At 47.9% G+C, this 18,617-nt stretch carries 21 protein-coding genes; 13 read left to right on the forward strand and 8 right to left on the reverse strand.

The window, feature by feature from the left end; translation table 11 throughout:
- Positions 1 to 250 precede the first annotated feature (250 nt).
- Both NSQ55_RS02240 and NSQ55_RS02245 read right to left on the reverse strand, forming a co-directional pair.
- Positions 251 to 751 carry a cytochrome c biogenesis protein CcdC gene (locus NSQ55_RS02240; RefSeq protein WP_036682651.1) on the reverse strand — a complete coding sequence of 167 codons (501 nt, stop codon included), beginning with the start codon at positions 749 to 751 and terminating at the stop codon, positions 251 to 253.
- 207 nt (positions 752 to 958) lie between these two features.
- The gene (locus NSQ55_RS02245) at positions 959 to 1,219 is read right to left on the reverse strand and encodes a GlsB/YeaQ/YmgE family stress response membrane protein (protein ID WP_036682650.1); all 261 of its coding nucleotides are present in this window, start codon (positions 1,217 to 1,219) and stop codon (positions 959 to 961) included.
- A gap of 250 nt (positions 1,220 to 1,469) precedes the next feature.
- Between NSQ55_RS02245 and NSQ55_RS02250 the strand changes: the two genes are divergently transcribed.
- Positions 1,470 to 2,519 carry a lactonase family protein gene (locus NSQ55_RS02250; protein WP_076304330.1) on the forward strand — a complete coding sequence of 350 codons (1,050 nt, stop codon included), beginning with the start codon at positions 1,470 to 1,472 and terminating at the stop codon, positions 2,517 to 2,519.
- A 129-nt stretch (positions 2,520 to 2,648) separates the two neighbouring features.
- Here NSQ55_RS02250 and NSQ55_RS02255 read toward each other — a convergent pair whose 3' ends face one another.
- Positions 2,649 to 4,916 (reverse strand): alpha/beta hydrolase, encoded by a 2,268-nt coding sequence (locus NSQ55_RS02255; protein ID WP_339170946.1) that lies wholly within the window; start codon positions 4,914 to 4,916, stop codon positions 2,649 to 2,651.
- Between the two features lie 387 nt (positions 4,917 to 5,303).
- Here NSQ55_RS02255 and NSQ55_RS02260 point away from each other — a divergent pair, with 387 nt between their 5' ends.
- From NSQ55_RS02260 to NSQ55_RS02275, 4 genes are all read left to right on the forward strand, one after another.
- Entirely contained in the window at positions 5,304 to 6,431 is a 1,128-nt protein-coding gene (locus NSQ55_RS02260; RefSeq protein ID WP_076185215.1) for a sulfate ABC transporter substrate-binding protein, read from the forward strand.
- 93 nt (positions 6,432 to 6,524) lie between these two features.
- Positions 6,525 to 7,373, forward strand: a complete 849-nt coding sequence (gene cysT / locus NSQ55_RS02265; RefSeq protein WP_076124574.1) for a sulfate ABC transporter permease subunit CysT — start codon at positions 6,525 to 6,527, stop codon at positions 7,371 to 7,373.
- Between the two features lie 127 nt (positions 7,374 to 7,500).
- Positions 7,501 to 8,364, forward strand: a complete 864-nt coding sequence (cysW, locus tag NSQ55_RS02270; RefSeq protein WP_076101318.1) for a sulfate ABC transporter permease subunit CysW — start codon at positions 7,501 to 7,503, stop codon at positions 8,362 to 8,364.
- A gap of 117 nt (positions 8,365 to 8,481) precedes the next feature.
- On the forward strand, positions 8,482 to 8,706 hold the full coding sequence (locus tag NSQ55_RS02275) for a YezD family protein (protein ID WP_076101319.1): 225 nt from the start codon (positions 8,482 to 8,484) through the stop codon (positions 8,704 to 8,706).
- 731 nt (positions 8,707 to 9,437) lie between these two features.
- On the opposite strand, the gene NSQ55_RS02280 is transcribed toward NSQ55_RS02275, so the two are convergent.
- Entirely contained in the window at positions 9,438 to 9,746 is a 309-nt protein-coding gene (locus NSQ55_RS02280; protein WP_076134873.1) for a hypothetical protein, read from the reverse strand.
- 179 nt (positions 9,747 to 9,925) lie between these two features.
- On the opposite strand from NSQ55_RS02280, the gene NSQ55_RS02285 reads away from it, so the two are divergent.
- The 3 genes from NSQ55_RS02285 to NSQ55_RS02295 all read left to right on the forward strand — a co-directional run bounded on the left by NSQ55_RS02285 (position 9,926) and on the right by NSQ55_RS02295 (position 12,943).
- Positions 9,926 to 10,339, forward strand: coding sequence for a GNAT family N-acetyltransferase (locus NSQ55_RS02285; RefSeq protein ID WP_081383325.1), 414 nt, complete (start codon positions 9,926 to 9,928; stop codon positions 10,337 to 10,339).
- Between the two features lie 231 nt (positions 10,340 to 10,570).
- Entirely contained in the window at positions 10,571 to 11,203 is a 633-nt protein-coding gene (locus NSQ55_RS02290) for an NAD(P)H-binding protein (protein ID WP_280753300.1), read from the forward strand.
- Between the two features lie 90 nt (positions 11,204 to 11,293).
- Complete coding sequence (locus NSQ55_RS02295) at positions 11,294 to 12,943, forward strand: NAD(P)H-hydrate dehydratase (RefSeq protein ID WP_339170952.1); 1,650 nt, start codon at positions 11,294 to 11,296, stop codon at positions 12,941 to 12,943.
- 16 nt (positions 12,944 to 12,959) lie between these two features.
- Here the strand turns inward: NSQ55_RS02295 and NSQ55_RS02300 are convergent, their stop codons facing one another.
- Both NSQ55_RS02300 and NSQ55_RS02305 read right to left on the reverse strand, forming a co-directional pair.
- Entirely contained in the window at positions 12,960 to 13,415 is a 456-nt protein-coding gene (locus NSQ55_RS02300) for a hypothetical protein (protein ID WP_339170954.1), read from the reverse strand.
- A gap of 31 nt (positions 13,416 to 13,446) precedes the next feature.
- Positions 13,447 to 14,346: an SDR family oxidoreductase gene (locus tag NSQ55_RS02305; RefSeq protein WP_076142074.1), complete on the reverse strand. Its 900-nt coding sequence runs from the start codon at positions 14,344 to 14,346 to the stop codon at positions 13,447 to 13,449.
- Positions 14,347 to 14,471: 125 nt separating this feature from the next.
- On the opposite strand from NSQ55_RS02305, the gene NSQ55_RS02310 reads away from it, so the two are divergent.
- The 4 genes from NSQ55_RS02310 to sdaAA all read left to right on the forward strand — a co-directional run bounded on the left by NSQ55_RS02310 (position 14,472) and on the right by sdaAA (position 17,209).
- Entirely contained in the window at positions 14,472 to 15,047 is a 576-nt protein-coding gene (locus NSQ55_RS02310; RefSeq protein WP_076124562.1) for a DUF4269 domain-containing protein, read from the forward strand.
- A gap of 2 nt (positions 15,048 to 15,049) precedes the next feature.
- Complete coding sequence (locus NSQ55_RS02315) at positions 15,050 to 15,469, forward strand: GNAT family N-acetyltransferase (protein ID WP_076142075.1); 420 nt, start codon at positions 15,050 to 15,052, stop codon at positions 15,467 to 15,469.
- A gap of 154 nt (positions 15,470 to 15,623) precedes the next feature.
- Positions 15,624 to 16,334, forward strand: coding sequence for an L-serine ammonia-lyase, iron-sulfur-dependent subunit beta (gene sdaAB, locus NSQ55_RS02320; RefSeq protein WP_339170955.1), 711 nt, complete (start codon positions 15,624 to 15,626; stop codon positions 16,332 to 16,334).
- Positions 16,331 to 17,209, forward strand: coding sequence for an L-serine ammonia-lyase, iron-sulfur-dependent, subunit alpha (gene sdaAA, locus NSQ55_RS02325; protein ID WP_339170957.1), 879 nt, complete (start codon positions 16,331 to 16,333; stop codon positions 17,207 to 17,209). The genes sdaAB and sdaAA overlap by 4 nt, the downstream gene beginning before the upstream one ends.
- A 2-nt stretch (positions 17,210 to 17,211) precedes the next feature.
- Here the strand turns inward: sdaAA and NSQ55_RS02330 are convergent, their stop codons facing one another.
- On the reverse strand, positions 17,212 to 17,514 hold the full coding sequence (locus NSQ55_RS02330; protein WP_076124555.1) for a hypothetical protein: 303 nt from the start codon (positions 17,512 to 17,514) through the stop codon (positions 17,212 to 17,214).
- Positions 17,515 to 17,576: 62 nt separating this feature from the next.
- Between NSQ55_RS02330 and NSQ55_RS02335 the strand changes: the two genes are divergently transcribed.
- Positions 17,577 to 17,774, forward strand: coding sequence for a YwbE family protein (locus NSQ55_RS02335; protein ID WP_036682616.1), 198 nt, complete (start codon positions 17,577 to 17,579; stop codon positions 17,772 to 17,774).
- A gap of 73 nt (positions 17,775 to 17,847) precedes the next feature.
- On the opposite strand, the gene NSQ55_RS02340 is transcribed toward NSQ55_RS02335, so the two are convergent.
- Positions 17,848 to 18,570 (reverse strand): HNH endonuclease signature motif containing protein, encoded by a 723-nt coding sequence (locus tag NSQ55_RS02340; RefSeq protein WP_339170960.1) that lies wholly within the window; start codon positions 18,568 to 18,570, stop codon positions 17,848 to 17,850.
- Between the last annotated feature and the right edge of the window lie 47 nt (positions 18,571 to 18,617).

Consider the following 18,617-nt stretch of genomic DNA (forward strand, 5'->3'; position numbering starts at 1 on the left):
AGATTATATTTTTTCTGTTTAATGCTGAATAAGTGACATGATGAGTTAGATATTTCAGGAGATCTATCCCTATAGTGTATGTAAAGTACTTAAAGAGGATGTAATAAGAGGATGGCTAATTGATGTCAGAAAAGGGTGTAAAGTAGAAAAAAGCAGAGGAGAACATAAGCTTGAGTTACAAGAGGTAAGAAGTCATCTCAAGGAATCGGGTAAGAACCCTGAGATGGCTTCTTAGGATTATTATTGATAATCATGGCTGCGGCAGCAGACTCCCCGAGGAGGTCATAGCCTTATAACGCTTGAACATAAAAAATCTCCAATGAACAATCATGCCGAAGGCTAAAATAAAGAACAAACCACCGGACTGTGGAATAGACACATAACGGTTAATAAATTCATGGAGTAAAGTGCGGACTAGAAGAAGTCCGAGCAGGATAAACGCAAAGCTCTTGGAGCGTTGAGCGTAAATTTGTCCATCACGTTGTTCAAAGTGGGTGCTGCGTATAAGAGGATACGCGAAGATGAACCAGCCAATCAAAAAGGCGACTGCCGCCCACCATAATGGGAATCTGACCGCAGGTGCCACAAACATGGCAAAACCCGTCGACATACCGAGAGGTGGAATCCATATTTTTCGAATGGTAACCGGACGTGCGCTTGCTTTTAGACGAATGAAAATAACCATCAGCGCCATGAACAAAGCCCCTAATGTGGAGCCAATATGTAGAAGCGAGGGGTTTATGTTACCCATGATACACGACCTCTCTATGATTTCAGTCACTTGTATCTTCATTATAACAGAAAAACGATGGCAAAACATTGAAGTGTATTGGCTCCATCCCCGCAACAATTCCAGCAGAGGAATTTTTTCTTAAAGGAACGATACATACAAAAATCCCCGCTAGAGCATACTCTGACGAGGATTTATTGATGTGAATATTATTATCTCAGCCCAGACTTACGAACGGCTGCGTCCACTTGTCGAGCGAAGAATAAGGCTCACGATAAAGATCAGCACAACGGCACCGATCAAAGAAGGGAAGAAGTAGAAATCACTTACTTTAGGTCCCCAGCTTCCCAGAAGCACGCCACCCAGCCATGAACCGATAATACCAGCGATGATATTACCGATAACACCACCAGGAATATCTCTGCCCATAATCAGACCAGCCAACCAACCAATAACCCCACCAACGATTAACATCCATAGAAAACTCATGTTACTTCAACTCCTTCGTTTTGTTGTTTGCGATGTCTACTATTAACCTTTGTGACCATCTTTAAACCACATGGAAAAACTTACTTCTTCCGGAATGGTTAGGAAGTGGGCTCTAAATGCAGTTTCGATAATGTATTACAACTATAAACATGCTATAGTGAAAAAATATTATAAAATTATGAGTAAACCCCTATTAGTAAAGGGTAAGTAAGAAGTAATACAATACATAAAAGATAAAGGAGCCACTATTATGGAACGGGCTAATGAGGCATTGTTTTATGTAGGAACGTATAACTCTGAGAACGAGAAGGCGATTCAGTTATGTGCGCTTAGTCTTTTGTCGGGGGAAATGAGAATTCTTGAGGGTACCGAGGGAATTGAGAATCCATCGTTTTTAGCTGTGAATAAAGCAGGCAGCGTGTTGTATGCAGTTAGTGAGAAGGATCAAGGTGAGGTTTACGCATATGCAATTGATCCTGCAACTAAAGCGTTGAAATCACTTGGAAGTCGTCCTACGGAAGGTGGCGCTCCTTGTTATGTCTCCATTAGTCCTAAGGAAGATTACATATTCGTCTCCAATTACTCGGGAGGCAATGTTAATGCTTTTCCTGTAAATGAAGATGGTTCGCTTCAAGAGATGTCCGACCAAGTAAAACATGTGGGTTCAGGCATTCGTGAAGACCGTCAGGAGGCTCCGCATCCGCACTCTGTCATTCCGGACGCAAGTGGTAGACATGTGCTGGTGTGCGATTTGGGACTGGATCAAATTGTGATCTATCGCCCTGAAGAGGGCAAACTGGTAAAACATCGTGAGCTTAATCTGCCACCTGGTTCAGGTCCACGTCATCTGGCGGTGCATCCCTCTGGACAATGGATCTACCTGGCGAATGAACTGAATTGTACAGTAACGGCATTTGCTAATGATGAACAGGATGCAAATCTAAATGTTTTACAGCATCTTAGCACGCTTCCTGATAATTATACTGCCGGTAGTGACGATACAGCTTCCGATATTCATGTCTCCCCTTGTGGCAGATTCCTGTATGTCTCCAATCGGGGACAAGACAGTATCGCCCTGTTCCATATCGATGAATTAACGGGTCTGCTTGAAGCAGTGGATTGGCAGGGTACCGGCGGGCGTACTCCGCGTAACTTTGCAATTATTGGGGATAAGCTGCTTGCTGCTAATCAGAATAGTGATAATATTACCTCCTTCTCCATCGATAGTGAGAGTGGCAGATTAATCCCTACAGGAAATGAATTGGAAATGAAGTCACCTGTTTGTGTGCAAGCGTTGTAGGCTGAGACTAGGTTATTGTATGTCGTAAAAATAAGGGCTATTCCCGTAATCCATTCATTTTTTCGTGAGTGGAGGTTGGGAATAGCCCTATTTTGCAAATGAAGACCTAAGGATAATAGCAAGTGATTTTTAAAATGTATTTCGGATACCTAAATCGTAAAAACCGATGTCATCCAGCATGATCCGGTCGCCTTCTTCATCAAGATAGAAGGTGATTTCCGTCAGGTTGTCAGGATCCAGCTCTGGTTCTTCCTCTTGAAATTGTTCGAACGGCATCTCGTAGGTTTGAAATACAGCTTCGGAAAGGTCACCGTATTTGCCATCGTTTATCCGCTCTTCAAGCCATGGGAATAACGTGAACTGAGTTTGTGGAAGCGGCAGTATGTCCATTACTTCATCCAGCGTCAAGCGGGCTGAGGTATCATTATGGTCAGTTAACTCCACCTCAACCTTTGGAGGTAGTGGAACATCCATTTCTTCACTAATGTCACCATTCAGATTTGCCATAGAGAACGTAAGGCCATCTGCCCCTAAAAGAGCAGTTTCAGTACGGACACTGTCGTTAAGCTTAATGTTGTAATAAGCTTCTTCGTTTTTGCTGGCTGTGCGTTCAAGGACAACACCATAGGTGGCTTTGCTTTTTGACTCCCGGTCTTTAGCCAGCTCTTCTGACCAAGAAACACCCGATGCTTCTGCTGTTCCCAGTTCTACTGTGTTTTTGTTACGGTCATCGTCGAATGTGGCTACAGGACGATATCCCCCGCTTTGGAATCGATTGTAGTAGGCGGTATCTGGTAACCACTTCAGCCCGCTTCGATAATCCCGGAACAAGCTTTGGTATTCCTCTTTTTCATGCAAGGTGGTCTCCAAGAAAGCTGATACATAGACCTTAGCGATTTGCCGTTGTTTGTCTGCATCTATGATTTGTGCCCGATTTAAAAAGAGTCCAGCTGGCAAGGTCTGATCATACCCGCCCCAATCGCTGTTGAATTGACTGTGATTGGCGTCCGCAATATACAGTGAGCTTTTGAAAGCAGACGATCCTTGGGAATAGGAGGTACGTATATACTGCCGATCACCATAGAAATCATGTACATCTCCATCGCGGGCTCCCTGCAGGGTCAAATAATTGATGTCTTTGAGACGGGCTTGCTGGTCATCTATCGTTTTGTCCGTTGGTGCAAGCGCGATTACAGAGGTTATATTAAAGCGATTAACTGCCGCCATCACCGGATCATCCTTGAACCAACGAGTGGCATCCGCGGCCATAGCTACGGCTTGTCCTCCGCGGCTATGGCCGAGCAGGGCGGTTTTTGTGAAATCTATTTTCTGATAAAAAGGACTGCCCGGATCATCTGAAAAGTCTGCTAGCTGCTCTAAATGTTTCAGTAGGATCCAAGTCCGTACTTTAAAATCATTGTCCGGAATACCGGACCAAGCAGAATAATTCAGGAAATTCTCATCGAGCGAGATCGCGATAAATCCCCGGCTTGCCAATAGTTCGCCGAGATAAGCGTACCCGCCATCAGAGTAATCTTCCATCATATGATTGCCGTGCACCATCAGTACTACTGGATATGGACCTTCGCCTTCTGGCATCCATACGCGACCATTCAAGGGAAGTGCCTTATAATCGAAACCCCAGAATAAAGTGCGCAGCTTTGACCAATCCTTAATATAAGCAGAAGCATCGGCCGTAGAGGATATCAAGCTTGTATCCTTACCGTATTCGGCACGATGTAGATCGGTACCACTGGCATAGGTGAAGGTCTGATAAGCTAGATTACCTGGTTTTCCAGGATCGGAGGCTGTAAGTGGAACAACTTCCGTATCGTTGATGTCGACCGACTCTGAAATAGGCAGTTCTTGCACTCCGCTTGCCAGCGCAAGTGGGGAAAAAGTCACTGCCACTGTTAGCAGAAGTCCTAGTGTTATTCTTTTGCTGCGGAGCAGGCCAATGGCTAATCCGCCTAGTGCTCCTAGCAGTGCAAGCACGACCGCAATGACAACCGCAGCCTCAATCTCAAAATCCGCATAATATAAGATTAGTAGAATAGCTCCAAAATCACTCAATACACAGCCTGCGAATAATCTTGGGATACGCAGTCCGGTCAACGCTAGCAGAACAGCCAAGATATTGCCGGAAATCGCCAGCAGGACAGTGCCTGCACCTGCAGCAAGAGCGATATCGGTAGGTTTACCTAATCCAGTAGGAATGCCTAACACGGCAGTACTAAAGGCTAAAAAGCATACTATCCACAGACCAGCTATAGCTGTTCTCCAAACTGCTGTATCGTAACGGTAGGTTCCCCTAATTCTTCGTCCAATTTCTTGAGCCATACGTCTGTGGAGCCGCGGTTTCAACGGCGCAGGGACGTACTCTAAATCCATACCCATGACTCTCTCCCCTGACATAAAGCGGTAATTTCTCTTAACCCATAAGCTGTAGCAATAATATTACTTTATAGCATCAATAACAAGTGGATCTTACAGGAACCGACCCCATAGCTTGTATGGTGTGGTGTGTGTGAGTTTTCTTTGACATAGGCTGGAAAAAAAGGTTTGACACAGTTAAAGGGTTTCAGTATTATATCCATATAAACCAACTAAGTAGATAGGAATAATTGAAGAAAGTTCTTACCGTACGAACGGAGGAACGCCTGCATTAGGCTCGCAGACACGGTCTTAGGACCGGTTTGACCTGCCATACGTAGGCTTTCCTCCGTTCTTTTTGTGTTACCCAAGGGTTTGTCTGGTACGAAAAAACATGGGGGAGTGGAAAAGATGAAGAAAAAGATGAATAAAGGGCTTCTTGTAGGGTTTAGCTTGTTGCTGACGGCAGGGCTTACTGCTGCTTGCGGCAGCAATAACAATAACGGCAATAGTGCTAGTCCGGCAACAGACGCACCAGCAACAACCAATTCAGCGGAGGCCACAAATGCGGCTGAAGCCACCAAAACTCCATCTAAAGATCCAGTAGAACTACTGAACGTATCTTATGACCCTACTCGCGAATTGTACGAGAATTATAATAAAGCTTTTGCTACCTATTGGGAGAAAGAAACAGGACAGAAGGTCACCATTAAACAATCCCACGGTGGATCGGGGAAACAAAGCCGTGCTGTGCTTGATGGCCTGGAAGCGGATGTTGTGACATTAGCACTTGGTTATGATATTGATGCCTTGCAGGAAAAGGGACTGATCAACGAGGGCTGGCAAAGTAAATTCGATCATAACAGCTCGCCTTACACCTCGACTATCGTGTTCCTTGTACGCAAAGGGAATCCGAAAGGAATCAAGGATTGGCCAGATCTGCTCAAAGAGGGCGTAGAGGTTATTACACCAAACCCGAAAACATCAGGTGGAGCACGCTGGAACTACTTGGCGGCTTGGGGTTACGCACTAGACCAGAACAATAACGATGAGGCTAAGGCTGAGGAATTTGTAAAAGAACTGTTCAAGCATGTGCCAGTGCTGGATACCGGCGCGCGTGGATCTACAACAACGTTTGTGGAGCGTGGAATTGGTGATGTGCTGATCGCATGGGAGAATGAAGCTTATTTATCCGTGGAAGAGCTGGGACCGGACAAATTTGATATCGTGAATCCTTCGGAGAGTATTCTGGCTGAACCGCCAGTAGCTATAGTAGATAAGGTTGTGGACAAAAGAGACACGCGTGAGGTATCCGAGGCGTACCTGAAGTATCTCTATAGTGAAGAGGGACAAAAAATCGCGGCTGAGAATTACTACCGTCCTACATTAGATAGCGTGAAAGAAGAATACAAAGATAAGTTCCCGGAAATCAAGCTGTTCACATTGGCTGACAAATTCGGAACCTGGAAAGAAACGCAAGAGAAGCATTTTAATGATGGCGGGATCTTTGACAAGATTTATGTGCCGGGTGCCAAATAACAGATGAATGAAATGCAGGATATGATTATTGAGATTTGTCCCGGTAGGGGCTGATCGGCTAAAAGGCCGAAGGCGAGAAAGGATGAATAGGGGATGAATGTCACCACTACGGCTGCACCAGCAGCAACGCGGCGAAAAATACTGCCCGGCTTCGGGCTGACGATGGGCTACAGTGTATTATATCTGAGTCTAGTGGTTCTACTGCCACTTTCGGCGTTGCTGTTCAATTCTACAGGTCTGAGCTGGGCGAAATTCTGGGATGTAGCTACGGACCCGCGGGTATTAGCTTCGTATCGTGTGAGCCTGTCGACAGCTGCTGCCGCCGCTTTTGTAGATGCAATTCTAGGTCTTTTGCTGGCGTGGGTACTGGTACGTTATGAATTTCCGGGCAAAAGAATATTTGATGCGCTGATCGATCTCCCGTTTGCCTTGCCGACAGCTGTAGCCGGTGTCTCCTTGACGGCGCTCTATGCAGGCAATGGCTGGATTGGGTCTTGGCTTGAGCCGCTGGGATTAAAGGTGGCATTCACTCCGCTCGGGATTACCTTGGCTTTGATGTTCATCGGCATACCGTTCGTTGTCCGGACGGTGCAGCCGGTGCTGGAGGATTTGGACAGAGATATGGAGGAGGCTTCGGCAACCCTTGGCGCAGGCCGCTGGAGAACCTTTCGTTCAGTAGTTCTGCCTGAGCTGTTTCCGCCACTGCTAACAGGTTTTGCTCTAGCTTTTGCTCGGGGCATCGGTGAATTCGGCTCCGTCGTGTTCATCTCCGGTAACATGCCGATGAGGACGGAGATTGCTCCGCTGCTTATTATGTCTAAACTGGAGCAATATGATTATGCCGGAGCTACCGCCGTTGCCCTGCTATTGCTCCTCATCTCTTTCTTAATGTTACTTGTTATTAACACACTTCAGCGCTGGGTTCGTAAGACTTCTCGTTGAGGTAATTGCCATGACAGCAGACGTCCGAACATGTTCAAACTTACTTGGAGACACTCGATATCTGCCGTCGATACTGAATTTTCCAAGCTAGCTTGTCTTCGTAAAACCCTTTAAAGGAGGAATAATTTTGGCCGGTACCGTCCCTCTCCATACCCCCCGGCTACAAAAGAATGCGTCCTCGTCCGCGACAACGGAAACCCCAATTGTAAAATGGGTGTTGATCGGAGCGGCTGGGCTAGTCCTTTTTTGGCTGATTGCTCTGCCATTAGTTGTTGTGTTAACCGAGGCACTTAAAAAGGGCTGGGACGTATATATTGCTGCCCTGACTGATCCGGATGCCCGCTCAGCGCTGCGATTGACGCTGCTTGTTGCGGCGATAACTGTGCCTCTGAATACCTTTTTTGGTGTAACAGCGGCGTGGGCTGTAACCAAGTTCCGTTTCCGCGGCAAAGGGTTTCTGATCACCTTGATTGATCTCCCTTTTGCAGTCTCGCCAGTCATCGGCGGCCTAATCTTTGTACTCGTCTTCGGAGCAAACGGATGGTTTGGCCCTTGGCTGAGCGCCCATGATATTAAGATCGTATTTGCGCTTCCGGGTATCGTGCTAGCCACGTTGTTTGTGACGTTTCCTTTTGTAGCGCGTGAGTTAATCCCGCTGATGGAGGATCAGGGTACACAGGAGGAAGAAGCGGCAATTACACTCGGCGCACATGGGTGGCAAATCTTTTTCAGAGTCACGCTGCCTAATATTAAATGGGGGTTACTATACGGCATTATTTTGTGTAATGCGCGGGCCATGGGTGAGTTTGGTGCGGTTTCTGTGGTGTCCGGGCACATCCGTGGGGAGACGAATACGCTGCCGCTGCATGTTGAGATTTTGTACAACGAATATCAATTCTCAGCATCTTTTGCAGTAGCTTCTTTGCTCCTGTTATTGGCTTTGGTAACGATGATTATTAAAAGCTGGTTGTCGCGAAAAAATGCCCATTGACATGACTTTTAGTTCCATGCTAAGTTAATTCATAGTATACTGGTTGGTAATAACGGAATTGAGGAAAAAAGGAATTTAGGCGGATATAATCCTTTGGTGAGAAAGGGAGGCTAGAAAATGGCTAAACCGCTGAAAGTGGACGATTTATGGCTTACGCGGATTGCAGGACTTCTGGATGATATGGAATTTGGCTCATTGCATATTGTGGTTCATGAAGGTCAGATTGTTCAGATGGAGCGTACGGAACGCAAACGGTTTGAGAATAGCAGTGGCAACGCAAATGGACGTTATATTGGTGAAAGCGGCAGCCGGCGGGCCGATTCTCAATCGGCGGGACGTTGATTCAATCTCTGGGCAATCATAAAGGTATATATCATCTTTTTGGATAAAAGATTATGGAGTTGTCACATAAGCCACGAAATGGCTGCTGGGGCAACTCCTTTTTCTTCGTATGCTTGATATTTGGCACGTATGACGCACCATATGACGCACCATATGACGCACCCCATCGGACTCAGTTGACACTAAACGCAGTATTATGCCACATTTGCCCCGCTAACGGACCGCATAGCCGCTATTGGCATAAAAAACACCACATATGGACCTGATTCTAAGCAATAACGTCCCTGGAGTCCGAAACCACGCTTCAAAAGCTGAAAAGGTGCAAATAACGTCATCTGGGTCCCTAGGTCGCAGGAATGATGATTGTTGAAGCAGACCGCTACCAGTAAGAACACAGCAAGATGTCATCCGGGTTCGTAGGTCGCAGGAATGATGATTGTTGAAGCAGACCGCCTACCAGTAAGAACACAGCAAGATGTCATCCGGGTTCGTAGGTCGCCGGAAATGATGAGTGTTGAAGCAGATCGCTCATGAGTAAGAACACAGCAATATGTCATCTGGGTCCGTAGGTCGCCGGAATGATGAGTGTTGAAGCAAACCGCCCATGAGTAAGAACACGGCAATATGTCATCTGGGTCCGTAGGTCGCAGAGGATGATCTGTCTTTTTACGACTTTTACAAATGATTCGGCCCGTGGGATAGCTACATATTTTGATGACGCAGTACGTTTGTTAATAACGAGGGGCTTGGCGTGAGGCGGATACGCCCTCCATCAACAGGATGAACGCAGTAATGGCGTGCATAATCCAACCAACGATCGGAACAAAAGCTAAAATCGAGGTGATAATGCCCAGAACGTTACCCATGAATGGTTTATGTTCTCTTTGCAGCACAACAACGGCTACAGCATGAAGCAAAAAGGCAATGGCCAAAGGGACCCAACCATTAGCAATGATAAAGAGTCCGCCAATCAACGGCAGAGCCAGAAAAGCTTCATAAAGGCATGTTCCCCATTTAAACAGCTTGGCTACAGGAGACATAATGCTTCACCCACCCTTTTAAAAATATTGTTACAGATACTATTCCACACAGTCAGTAAAGGAATTCAAGAATATAATGCTTATCCCTCAGTTTCAAAAACATCCCTAGCAGTGAGCCTTGCCTGTGAACCATGCAGTCGTATATAGTGGGAACAGCAATGCTGAACGGAGGAGTGCGGATGGAAACAACTAGTAAGCTTGATATACGCCATGAACAGCCTTCAGTGGAACAGTATTTGGCGCTGAGAAAAGAAGCTGGGCTGAGTGAAATGAGTGTGGAAGGTGCAGCGATCGGTTTGCCTCGTTCTATTTTTGCGGTAACTTTGTATGAGGAGAATAACCTAATCGGGATGGGGCGGGTGATTGGCGATGGGGGATGCTTTTTTCAGGTCACAGATATTGCGGTCAAGCCTTCACATCAAGGACGAGGTTTGGGAAAGCTGATCATGCGGGAAATTAGAGAGTTCCTTAATACTGTACCGGACAAGGCTTATGTAAGTCTGATTGCAGATGGAGAAGCCTCGAAGCTCTATGCACAATATGGATTTGAATCGGTTATGCCACGTTCTCAGGGAATGTTTTTGCGTCGCTAAGCTAAGGCGAATTCATGCTGCTTTTTTAGTAGAGAGTGCCCCTTGTATTGGTTAAGGGGTTTTTGGTCTGGAAGTGGAGTAGTAGGTGCGATCTGGTTTCGATTGGATCTCAGGGGATAAATAATGTTTAAAGGCTGTAAGGGAAAAGCTATTCAGATGAGCATCAAAAAAATAATTGAGCAGAAGGCAGCACGATAATGGTCTTGCTCGTAGAATGTGAGGAACAACAAGATGGATGTTGTAATATTGGGCGCTTCAGGAACGATTGGAAAGGCAATTGTACAGGAGGCATTAAAAAGAAAACACGAAGTAACAGCTGCGGTACGCAATCCAGAGTCAGTAACTCTCGAACACGAGCGTTTACATGTCACAACGGTGGATATTCTTGATCCGGCTTCAGTAGCAGCTGCGGTCCGTGGCCATGAAGAGGTAATTAGTGCTTATGGACCAGGAGCGGGCCACGAGCTGGATCTGATTACGGCGGCAAAAGCGTTGGTGGAGGGTATGCAGACGGCAGGGTTAAATCGGCTGTTGGTTGTTGGAGGTGCAGGTAGCTTAAAGACTGAAACTGGAGAGCTGCTGATGAATACACCGGATTTTCCGGAAGAGTTTAAACCAGTTGCAGAGGCGCATGCGCAGGCTTATGAGATTTACAAAAATACAGAATTGGATTATACGTATCTCAGTCCTGCTGCGGTAGTTCATCCAGGTCGTCGTACAGGTCATTTCCGCATCGGATTGGACCGTCTTATTCTAGATGAGAATAGTGAAAGCAAGATTAGTGTGGAGGATTTCGCTGTAGCTATGGTGGACGAGCTGGAGGAAGGGAATTTTAGTCGGGCCCGATTTACTGTCGCTTACTGATATCAGACTTGCGCCGGACTTGCGCTCGGACTTGTATTTGGAATTGCCTGTGAAGCTTTGGAACGGTAGATAGCGGAAAGGGGCTAAATCATGTATCTGGTAACTGCTGAGCAAATGAGGCAGCTGGACAGCGAAACGATCCAGCAGCTGGGGATTCCAGCGATTGCGCTGATGGAGAATGCGGGAAGAGTTATCGCAGAGGAGATCATCGCGCTTTGCCGGGAGAGAGGCGGGGCAGGCTGCAGGAATGCAGCCGAAGGGAACGATGCCGGGCTAAAGGAGGCCGCGCTGGGTGACCCAGGCAAGGCATTTAAGGTCAGCGCAGATCATGCGCTGACGCTTGCCTCTGCCGCAGCCGAGCGATGGTTCATCCTCGTCGGCAAAGGCAACAACGGCGGCGATGGCCTCGCCGCCGCACGGTACCTTCGCGAGACCGGCATCGCCGTCACGCTCGTCTATGCGGTGCCGCCGGAGTCGCTCTCCGGCGAGGCCGCCCTGCAGCGCGATGCGGCTGCAGTCATGGGCCTGCCTGCCGTAGTATACGGCAGGCATCGGCTGGACCTTGCCGAGTGCAGCGGCATCCTGGATGCGCTGCTCGGCACCGGCGGCGCGGGAGCCCCGCGCGGCGCCTATGCGGAGCTGATTGCCGCAGCGAACAGCAGCGGCAAGGTCATTGTGTCCGCGGACATCCCCAGTGGTCTGAACGCGGACACAGGAGAGACGCATGAGCCTTGCATTCATGCGTCAGTGACGGTATGCCTCGCGTTTCTCAAGCGAGGCCTCCTGCAATACCCCGGTGCAGGCGCAGCGGGGCATGTCAAGGTACGGGCCATCGGCATTCCGACTGCTCTGGCTCTTAACAGCGGTGTGCAGGTTCACCTGCTGACACCGGAAGTGCTGCATGCCCATCTGGGGGTCGATCTGGCCCGGCGGCGGTCGCCAGAAGGCCATAAGGGAACTTATGGGCATGTACTCCTTACTGCCGGCACCTTACGGATGAGCGGCGCCGGACTACTGGCAGCCCGTGCTGCGCTGCGCACGGGCTGCGGACTGGTGACGTGGGCGCTTCCTAAGAAGCTGTTACCTTCCGTCATCGGTGTTGTTCCTGAACTCATGCTGGCTGATGTAGGTGGCAGTGAAGAGGGAAACTGGGAGGCTGAGACCGCGCCCGAGCTACTGAAGTTAAGCGAAGAGCGAGATGTAATCGCTGTGGGACCAGGTCTTGGACGGTTCCCGGGTGATACAGATTGGCTTCGCAGTCTTTGGGAAGGCAGTGATTGCCCGCTGGTTATCGATGCGGATGCTTTAAATATTCTGGCTGACTCCGATTATAAGAGTTGGGCGCGGCGCCGTCATTCTGTAATTCTGACACCTCACCCAGGCGAAATGGCTCGCCTGGCTAACCTAACTACGGCTGAGGTCCAACGTGACCGAATCGGTCTGGCTATGGACTATGCCAAGGAGCATGGGGTTACGCTTGTGTTAAAAGGAGCACATACCGTGATAGCAACTCCTGAAGGGCAAGCTTATGTAAATACCACAGGCCATCCCGGCATGGGCACTGGTGGAGCTGGTGATGTGCTAACGGGCATGATTTCCAGCCTGCTGGCTCAGGGACTTCATGCTACGCAGGCAGCAGCTTTTGGGGTATACCTGCACGGATTAGCAGGAGAGGGAGCAGCCCGTCAGCGGAATAATCCGGCGGCTATTATTGCCGGAGATATCATTGAAGCGCTTTGAGTATCCCTAATAAGGCTTATGACAGCAGTAAGCAGAGCAGTGGCAGAAATAGGGCGAATACTGGCAGCAACAGAGGAAACCTTTCTACACCAAGCTGGGTCACTCTGAGAAGGAGTAGTCCAAGGACTCCACCCAGACCCCATAGCAGATACTCTGCACCTTGTTCCGCTGCCAGCCATAGACCTGCACCAAAACCTGTGACGACATATACAGCAAGGGGCAGGATAGGGGATTTGGAGCGCAGAATACGCAGCAGTACATCTGCTACTAACGCCGCAGGCAATCCATAAGCATAAATGGCATAAGGAATCGATAGTGGCCAGCCTTCAGGAATTCCTTCGGATTGTGGAAATCCAAGCATAAGTAAGGTAATAAGGACGTAAGTTAGCCCTGCGCAGGCTAATTTGGTTAATGCGTACATGCCACTGCTTAGGCGGACAGAAGAGATATCATAATCATTTATCTTATTCATTTGATATACATTCCTCTCGTGGTGTAATGCATCAGCTGGTGACCATGTCTCCACCATTGACATGAATACATGTCCCGGTAACATACGAAGAATCCGGTCCCGCTAAATAAAGATAGGCTCCTGCTAACTCATATGGCTGTGCGGCACGTTTAAAGGGTGTATCCGTCCCAAATACACTAACCTCATCTGCAGAGTAGCTGGAGGGAATTAGTGGTGTCCATACAGGTCCGGGAGCTACGCTATTGACACGAATGCCAGAGTCTACGAGTGATAAGGCTAAAGAGCGGGTAAAGGAGACGATCGCGCCTTTAGTTGAGGAATAATCTATAAGCTCTTTATTTCCTTGATAGGCAGTAATGGAAGCAGTGTTGATGATGGCTGCGCCTTTTTTTAGATGTGGAAGTGCGGCTTGTGTCAGGTAAAAGAATGGAAATATATTTGTCTGAAACGTTTGGTAGAGCTGTGCTTCCGTGATATCCAGAATACTTTTTTGCGGATACTGGACGCCATGATTGTTGACGAGGATGTCCAGCTTGCCAAAAGTGCGAAGGGTATGCTCCACAGCCTTGAAGCAGTTTTCCTTATGGCGTAAATCAACTTCGATCCGCAAACAACGTTGCCCTAATTCTTCAATTCGCCGCTGAGTGACCTCTGCATCTGAAGCTTCGTATAAATAAGCTATAGCGACATCTGCGCCTTCCTTTGCAAAAGCAATGGCCGCCGCTTTACCAATTCCGCTGTCGCCTCCGGTGATGAGCGCAATTTTTCCTTTTAGCTTTCCACTGCCGGTGATCTCCGGATTTTCACTGATGGGGCGAGGATTCATTAGACTCTCTAGACCAGGCTGACGGTCTTGGTGCTGTGGGGGAAAAGCAATAGGCTGTTCCTTACATATCGTTTGTTCCCCATAATAGGGGTAGGTGGGGTTCATTTTTACATACACTCCTCCTTGCCTTCTATCTTCCGTATATTTCTATGCATGCGCCTAGAAAAGCGTGCGCTGTTATCCGGTCCTGCCTGTGTTTATAACCTAGTTCGAGGGAGCGTTTGTCAGAGATGAATGATTGGCGAAACATAGAGTATCTGAATCGTGGAACTCCAGTGCAAAAAGAGGTCTATACCCTGTTAAGAAAATTAAATATTATGAGTTTGCTGGCCGACTATAACCCGGTGCTGGTTGGCACAGTGCCGCTTGGAATTCAGGTGAAGGGCAGCGACCTGGATATTATTTGTGAGGTGCATGATTCCGTAAAGTTTACGGACATTGTTAGTCGATATTTCGGAACCATGGATGAGTTTACTAGTGTATCGCGTGTGGTTGATGGGGTCCCACGAACGAAAATTAACTTTATGGCCGGGGGCTGGCCTATAGAACTGTTTGGGCAGCCGCGACCCACAGCTCTGCAGAATGGTTACTTACATATGATCATTGAAGCGGAAATTCTAGCTCAGCTGGATAATGATTTTCGCCAGCAGATCATTACAATGAAAACAAACGGGTGGAAGACCGAACCTGCCTTCGCGCAAGTGCTGGGCTTGGAAGGTGACCCTTATGAAGCGCTGCTGATGCTGGAAAAGCTTCCGCGGAGTGCTCTTTATGCTTTTTGTCATTCTATACAAGCGAGGGGATAGACATGAATTATCGAGAGATGATTGCGGATGATTATGAAGCTGCCCACCAGCTATGGGAAAATACAGAGGGAATGGGACTTAGTGAAGCGGATTCGAGACTGGAGATTACGCGTTATCTGGAGCGTAATGCGGGCTTCAGCCAGATCTGCGAGAATGAAGACGGCCGGATTGTAGGAACTGCATTGTGTGGACATGATGGGCGAAGAGGTTATATGTATCATGTTGCAGTTAGTAATGACTGCCGAGGCATGGGCATCGGGCGTGAGCTTGTAAAGCGTTGCCTCGGTAATTTACATGCAGCTGGTATCGCAAAATGTCATCTGATGGTGATTGGAACCAATGAACAAGGAAGAGGATTCTGGGAAGGGATAGGCTGGCAGTATAGAGGTGGAATTATGTTATACTCCCAGGATATCTTGTGATACATAAGATGCGAAATGAAAATACTATCTAAGTAAAATATCATTAGATTTGGAGTGGATATATCACAGCAAATGTAACGGTGAACTCCGACTGCCAGTGCAGTATACTATATATGAGTTTGATAATTGCCTATTTGCAGGCAGGAGGTCTTTTATGCGTTTCAAAGATGTGTTTTCAATTATTGGTCCGGCCATGGTCGGGCCTTCAAGCTCGCATACAGCCGGTGCGGCACGGATCGGAAGGGCTGCAAGGCAGGTGCTGGGTGAAGTGCCGCGTGTGGCAGAAGTGACGTTTTTTGGTTCTTTTGCAGCTACTTATCAGGGCCATGGCACAGACAGGGCTATTGTCGGAGGACTTTTGGATTACGCTACCGATGATCATCGGTTACCCGACTCTCTGGAGTTAGCGGCTGAAGCTGGGATGGAAGTATCTTTTGAGCAAGGAACGGGATTGTTTCCTCATCCTAACACAGTTAAACTGCATCTTATCGGACAAGAGACAGGAAGTGAGCTAACTTTAACGGGGACATCCATCGGTGGTGGAAACATTGAGATCGTCGATGTGGATGGTTTTGGAGTAAAGCTTACGGGAATGTATCCGACGGTATTGATTCATCATATGGATTATTTAGGTGTTCTGGCGAGTGTTACAGAAGTGATGCGTAACGGACAATTTAATATAGGGCATATGTCTCTGGATCGGAAGAATCGCAGCGGTGCAGCCTTAACGGTACTGGAGCTGGATGAAGCTGCTACTCCAGAGCTTATTGAAGCGCTTAAAGCGCTCACTGCGGTGAAATCAGTGAAATTGGTTAATTTAAACGAGGATAAGCAAGATGAGAAGGGGAAGGAAAGCTTAACATGAATTTTCAAACACTTAGTCAACTGGCTGTATTATGTGAGGAACGTGGCCTTACCATTGGAGCCCTTATGCTTGAAGAGCAAAGCGCGGAATCGGGACGTTCCAGTGAACAGGAATTTGCCACTATGCGTGAATATTATGGGGTGATGAAAGAGGCTGTTCATCGTGGGATGCATGAAGATACCACTTCGCGCAGCGGTCTTACGGGAATGGATGCCCAGCGTGTAGGAGCCTATAACGCAGCAGATGAACCATGCCTAGGTGGACCCGCTGGTCAAGCAATGGCCTATGCCTTGGCTGTGTCCGAGGTTAATGCCTCAATGGGCCGCATAATTGCTACACCTACCGCAGGTTCATGCGGAATTATTCCGGGTGTATTTCTCAGCTGCCAGGAACGGTTTGGCTGGGATGATGACTATATGGTTTCCGGTTTGTTCGCTGCAGGAGCGATCGGTTATGTCATTGCCAACAATTCGTTTGTATCTGGTGCAGAGGGTGGCTGTCAGGCGGAGGTCGGGTCGGCCATCGGGATGGCGGCAGGAGCTTTAGCCGAACTGCGTGGAGGAACGCCTGCACAAGCAGTGCATGCTGTTGGACTGGCGCTTAAGAACACATTAGGACTGATTTGTGATCCGGTGGGAGGACTTGTAGAGATTCCTTGTATCGTTAGAAACGGATTCGGTGCAGTGACCGCGCTCGCCGCCGCCGATATGGCACTGGCTGGCGTACGTAGCGTGATTCCTTCAGATGAAGTAATCAAGGTCATGCTTGAGGTAGGCTCAGCTATGCCAGAAAAACACCGCGAGACCGCAGGTGGCGGATTAGCACAGACACCTACCGGCCGCAAGATCATGCAGGATTTACGTAAAAAGAAGTGATTTTAGAGCATTTTGAAACGTTCCAACTGTTCCCATAATCCTTCCTTCCGAAGGATTTCTGCTTGTTTGGGTCCCAAAAGGTCAAAGTGGGGGAATGGCGAACGATTATGAATATATTTAGCCGGCAGTCCATTTTCCTCACACCAATATGTTAGTCTGGTTAGGTCACTACAGCCGACCTTGGTGACAGTAGTCATGCCGGGAAAACGCGGGTCTAGCCAGTAATGGGTTAAGAAAGCGATCTCTCCTGCGGAGACAGCCTTTTTCCAGCGGGTTAATTCTTCTCTGTTGATGCCGAAGGCCATTACGTCTCCTCCTTATGTAGTATAGTTGACAACATTATAACCCATTGAAAGGGGATTACATCATGAACGGACAGGTAAGAGCCGATATTCGTCCTGGGCTTGAAGTGGATATTGTGCTTAAGCAGGATCAGCCGACGGGTAAGCTAACACATGGAACGGTAAAGGATATTCTCACGAACTCACCTCGACATCCGCATGGCATCAAGGTGCGTTTAACCAGTGGACAGGTAGGACGAGTTAAGAATATTGTTGCTAACTAACAATAATAAACTTTACCTTTGATTTTTATAAAAAAGCGCCCCTAATCAACAGAAATTGGGGCGCTTTTCTTATTTATCTGCTCATAAAATCCTCAACGGACTGATCGGCTTTGGTCTGATTACATAACGTACAAGCGCAAACGCAATTATCCGGAGTAGTATGGCCACCTTTAGCACGGGGGAGCAAGTGATCTATAGTGTCTCCATAGGAGCCACAGAAGTAGCAAGTATAGTTGTCTCTGGTCAATATATAAGCACGGAAATCCTTATTGCTGTAAATCCGGCGGATGGTTCGGCGATTCACTACGATAGCGGCATGTTCTCTGACTAGAGTAACTGCAAGCTCGTAGTCAATTTCCTGATGCCAGCGCCGTCCTTTATCACTGTGGCCACGCATTAGAATTTTCCCTTTGGCAGAGGGAATCAATTGCGTTGGATCTTCGGGACTCAGTTTCGCGCCTTGAGAATGAGAATGTTTCCTTCGTTGTTCCAAGCCCCGTATGCGCTGATTTGGGTTGGATTGCGGTGAAGAAGCAACCGTGGAAGAAGGCTTTCCTTGTTTGGAGCGTTCCTTGACAGCTGAAGAAGGGGATTGAATGGTATCAGGTTGTACTGGAATGGGACCTGCTGCAAGAGTGAGATCTATGTTTTGTCGTTGTTTGCGGCACTCCCGACAAGCGCCACGGCGAGACTGGCCTTTGGAACGTTTGCCGGTACGTTTACGAAATTCAGAGAGCGGCTTCTGTTGCTGGCAATAGGTACATTGTTTGGTGGATAAAAGATGGGTATCGTTCATAGATATGTTAGGTTCAGCGCAACTTAGCGCCCGTCCTGTCTCCTTGT

The sequence above is a fragment of the Paenibacillus sp. FSL H7-0943 genome (assembly GCF_037963265.1).
Lineage (GTDB): Bacteria > Bacillota > Bacilli > Paenibacillales > Paenibacillaceae > Paenibacillus_AQ > Paenibacillus_AQ odorifer.

Coding starts and splice junctions, on each gene's coding strand:
- NSQ55_RS02240 (WP_036682651.1), bottom strand. CDS start 751: ATGGGTAACATAAACCCCTCGCTTCTACATATTGGCTCCACATTAGGG.
- NSQ55_RS02245 (WP_036682650.1), bottom strand. CDS start 1,219: ATGAGTTTTCTATGGATGTTAATCGTTGGTGGGGTTATTGGTTGGTTG.
- NSQ55_RS02250 (WP_076304330.1), top strand. CDS start 1,470: ATGGAACGGGCTAATGAGGCATTGTTTTATGTAGGAACGTATAACTCT.
- NSQ55_RS02255 (WP_339170946.1), bottom strand. CDS start 4,916: ATGGGTATGGATTTAGAGTACGTCCCTGCGCCGTTGAAACCGCGGCTC.
- NSQ55_RS02260 (WP_076185215.1), top strand. CDS start 5,304: ATGAAGAAAAAGATGAATAAAGGGCTTCTTGTAGGGTTTAGCTTGTTG.
- cysT (WP_076124574.1), top strand. CDS start 6,525: ATGAATGTCACCACTACGGCTGCACCAGCAGCAACGCGGCGAAAAATA.
- NSQ55_RS02275 (WP_076101319.1), top strand. CDS start 8,482: ATGGCTAAACCGCTGAAAGTGGACGATTTATGGCTTACGCGGATTGCA.
- NSQ55_RS02280 (WP_076134873.1), bottom strand. CDS start 9,746: ATGTCTCCTGTAGCCAAGCTGTTTAAATGGGGAACATGCCTTTATGAA.
- NSQ55_RS02285 (WP_081383325.1), top strand. CDS start 9,926: ATGGAAACAACTAGTAAGCTTGATATACGCCATGAACAGCCTTCAGTG.
- NSQ55_RS02290 (WP_280753300.1), top strand. CDS start 10,571: ATGGATGTTGTAATATTGGGCGCTTCAGGAACGATTGGAAAGGCAATT.
- NSQ55_RS02295 (WP_339170952.1), top strand. CDS start 11,294: ATGTATCTGGTAACTGCTGAGCAAATGAGGCAGCTGGACAGCGAAACG.
- NSQ55_RS02300 (WP_339170954.1), bottom strand. CDS start 13,415: ATGAATAAGATAAATGATTATGATATCTCTTCTGTCCGCCTAAGCAGT.
- NSQ55_RS02305 (WP_076142074.1), bottom strand. CDS start 14,346: ATGAACCCCACCTACCCCTATTATGGGGAACAAACGATATGTAAGGAA.
- NSQ55_RS02310 (WP_076124562.1), top strand. CDS start 14,472: ATGAATGATTGGCGAAACATAGAGTATCTGAATCGTGGAACTCCAGTG.
- NSQ55_RS02315 (WP_076142075.1), top strand. CDS start 15,050: ATGAATTATCGAGAGATGATTGCGGATGATTATGAAGCTGCCCACCAG.
- sdaAB (WP_339170955.1), top strand. CDS start 15,624: ATGCGTTTCAAAGATGTGTTTTCAATTATTGGTCCGGCCATGGTCGGG.
- sdaAA (WP_339170957.1), top strand. CDS start 16,331: ATGAATTTTCAAACACTTAGTCAACTGGCTGTATTATGTGAGGAACGT.
- NSQ55_RS02330 (WP_076124555.1), bottom strand. CDS start 17,514: ATGGCCTTCGGCATCAACAGAGAAGAATTAACCCGCTGGAAAAAGGCT.
- NSQ55_RS02335 (WP_036682616.1), top strand. CDS start 17,577: ATGAACGGACAGGTAAGAGCCGATATTCGTCCTGGGCTTGAAGTGGAT.
- NSQ55_RS02340 (WP_339170960.1), bottom strand. CDS start 18,570: ATGAACGATACCCATCTTTTATCCACCAAACAATGTACCTATTGCCAG.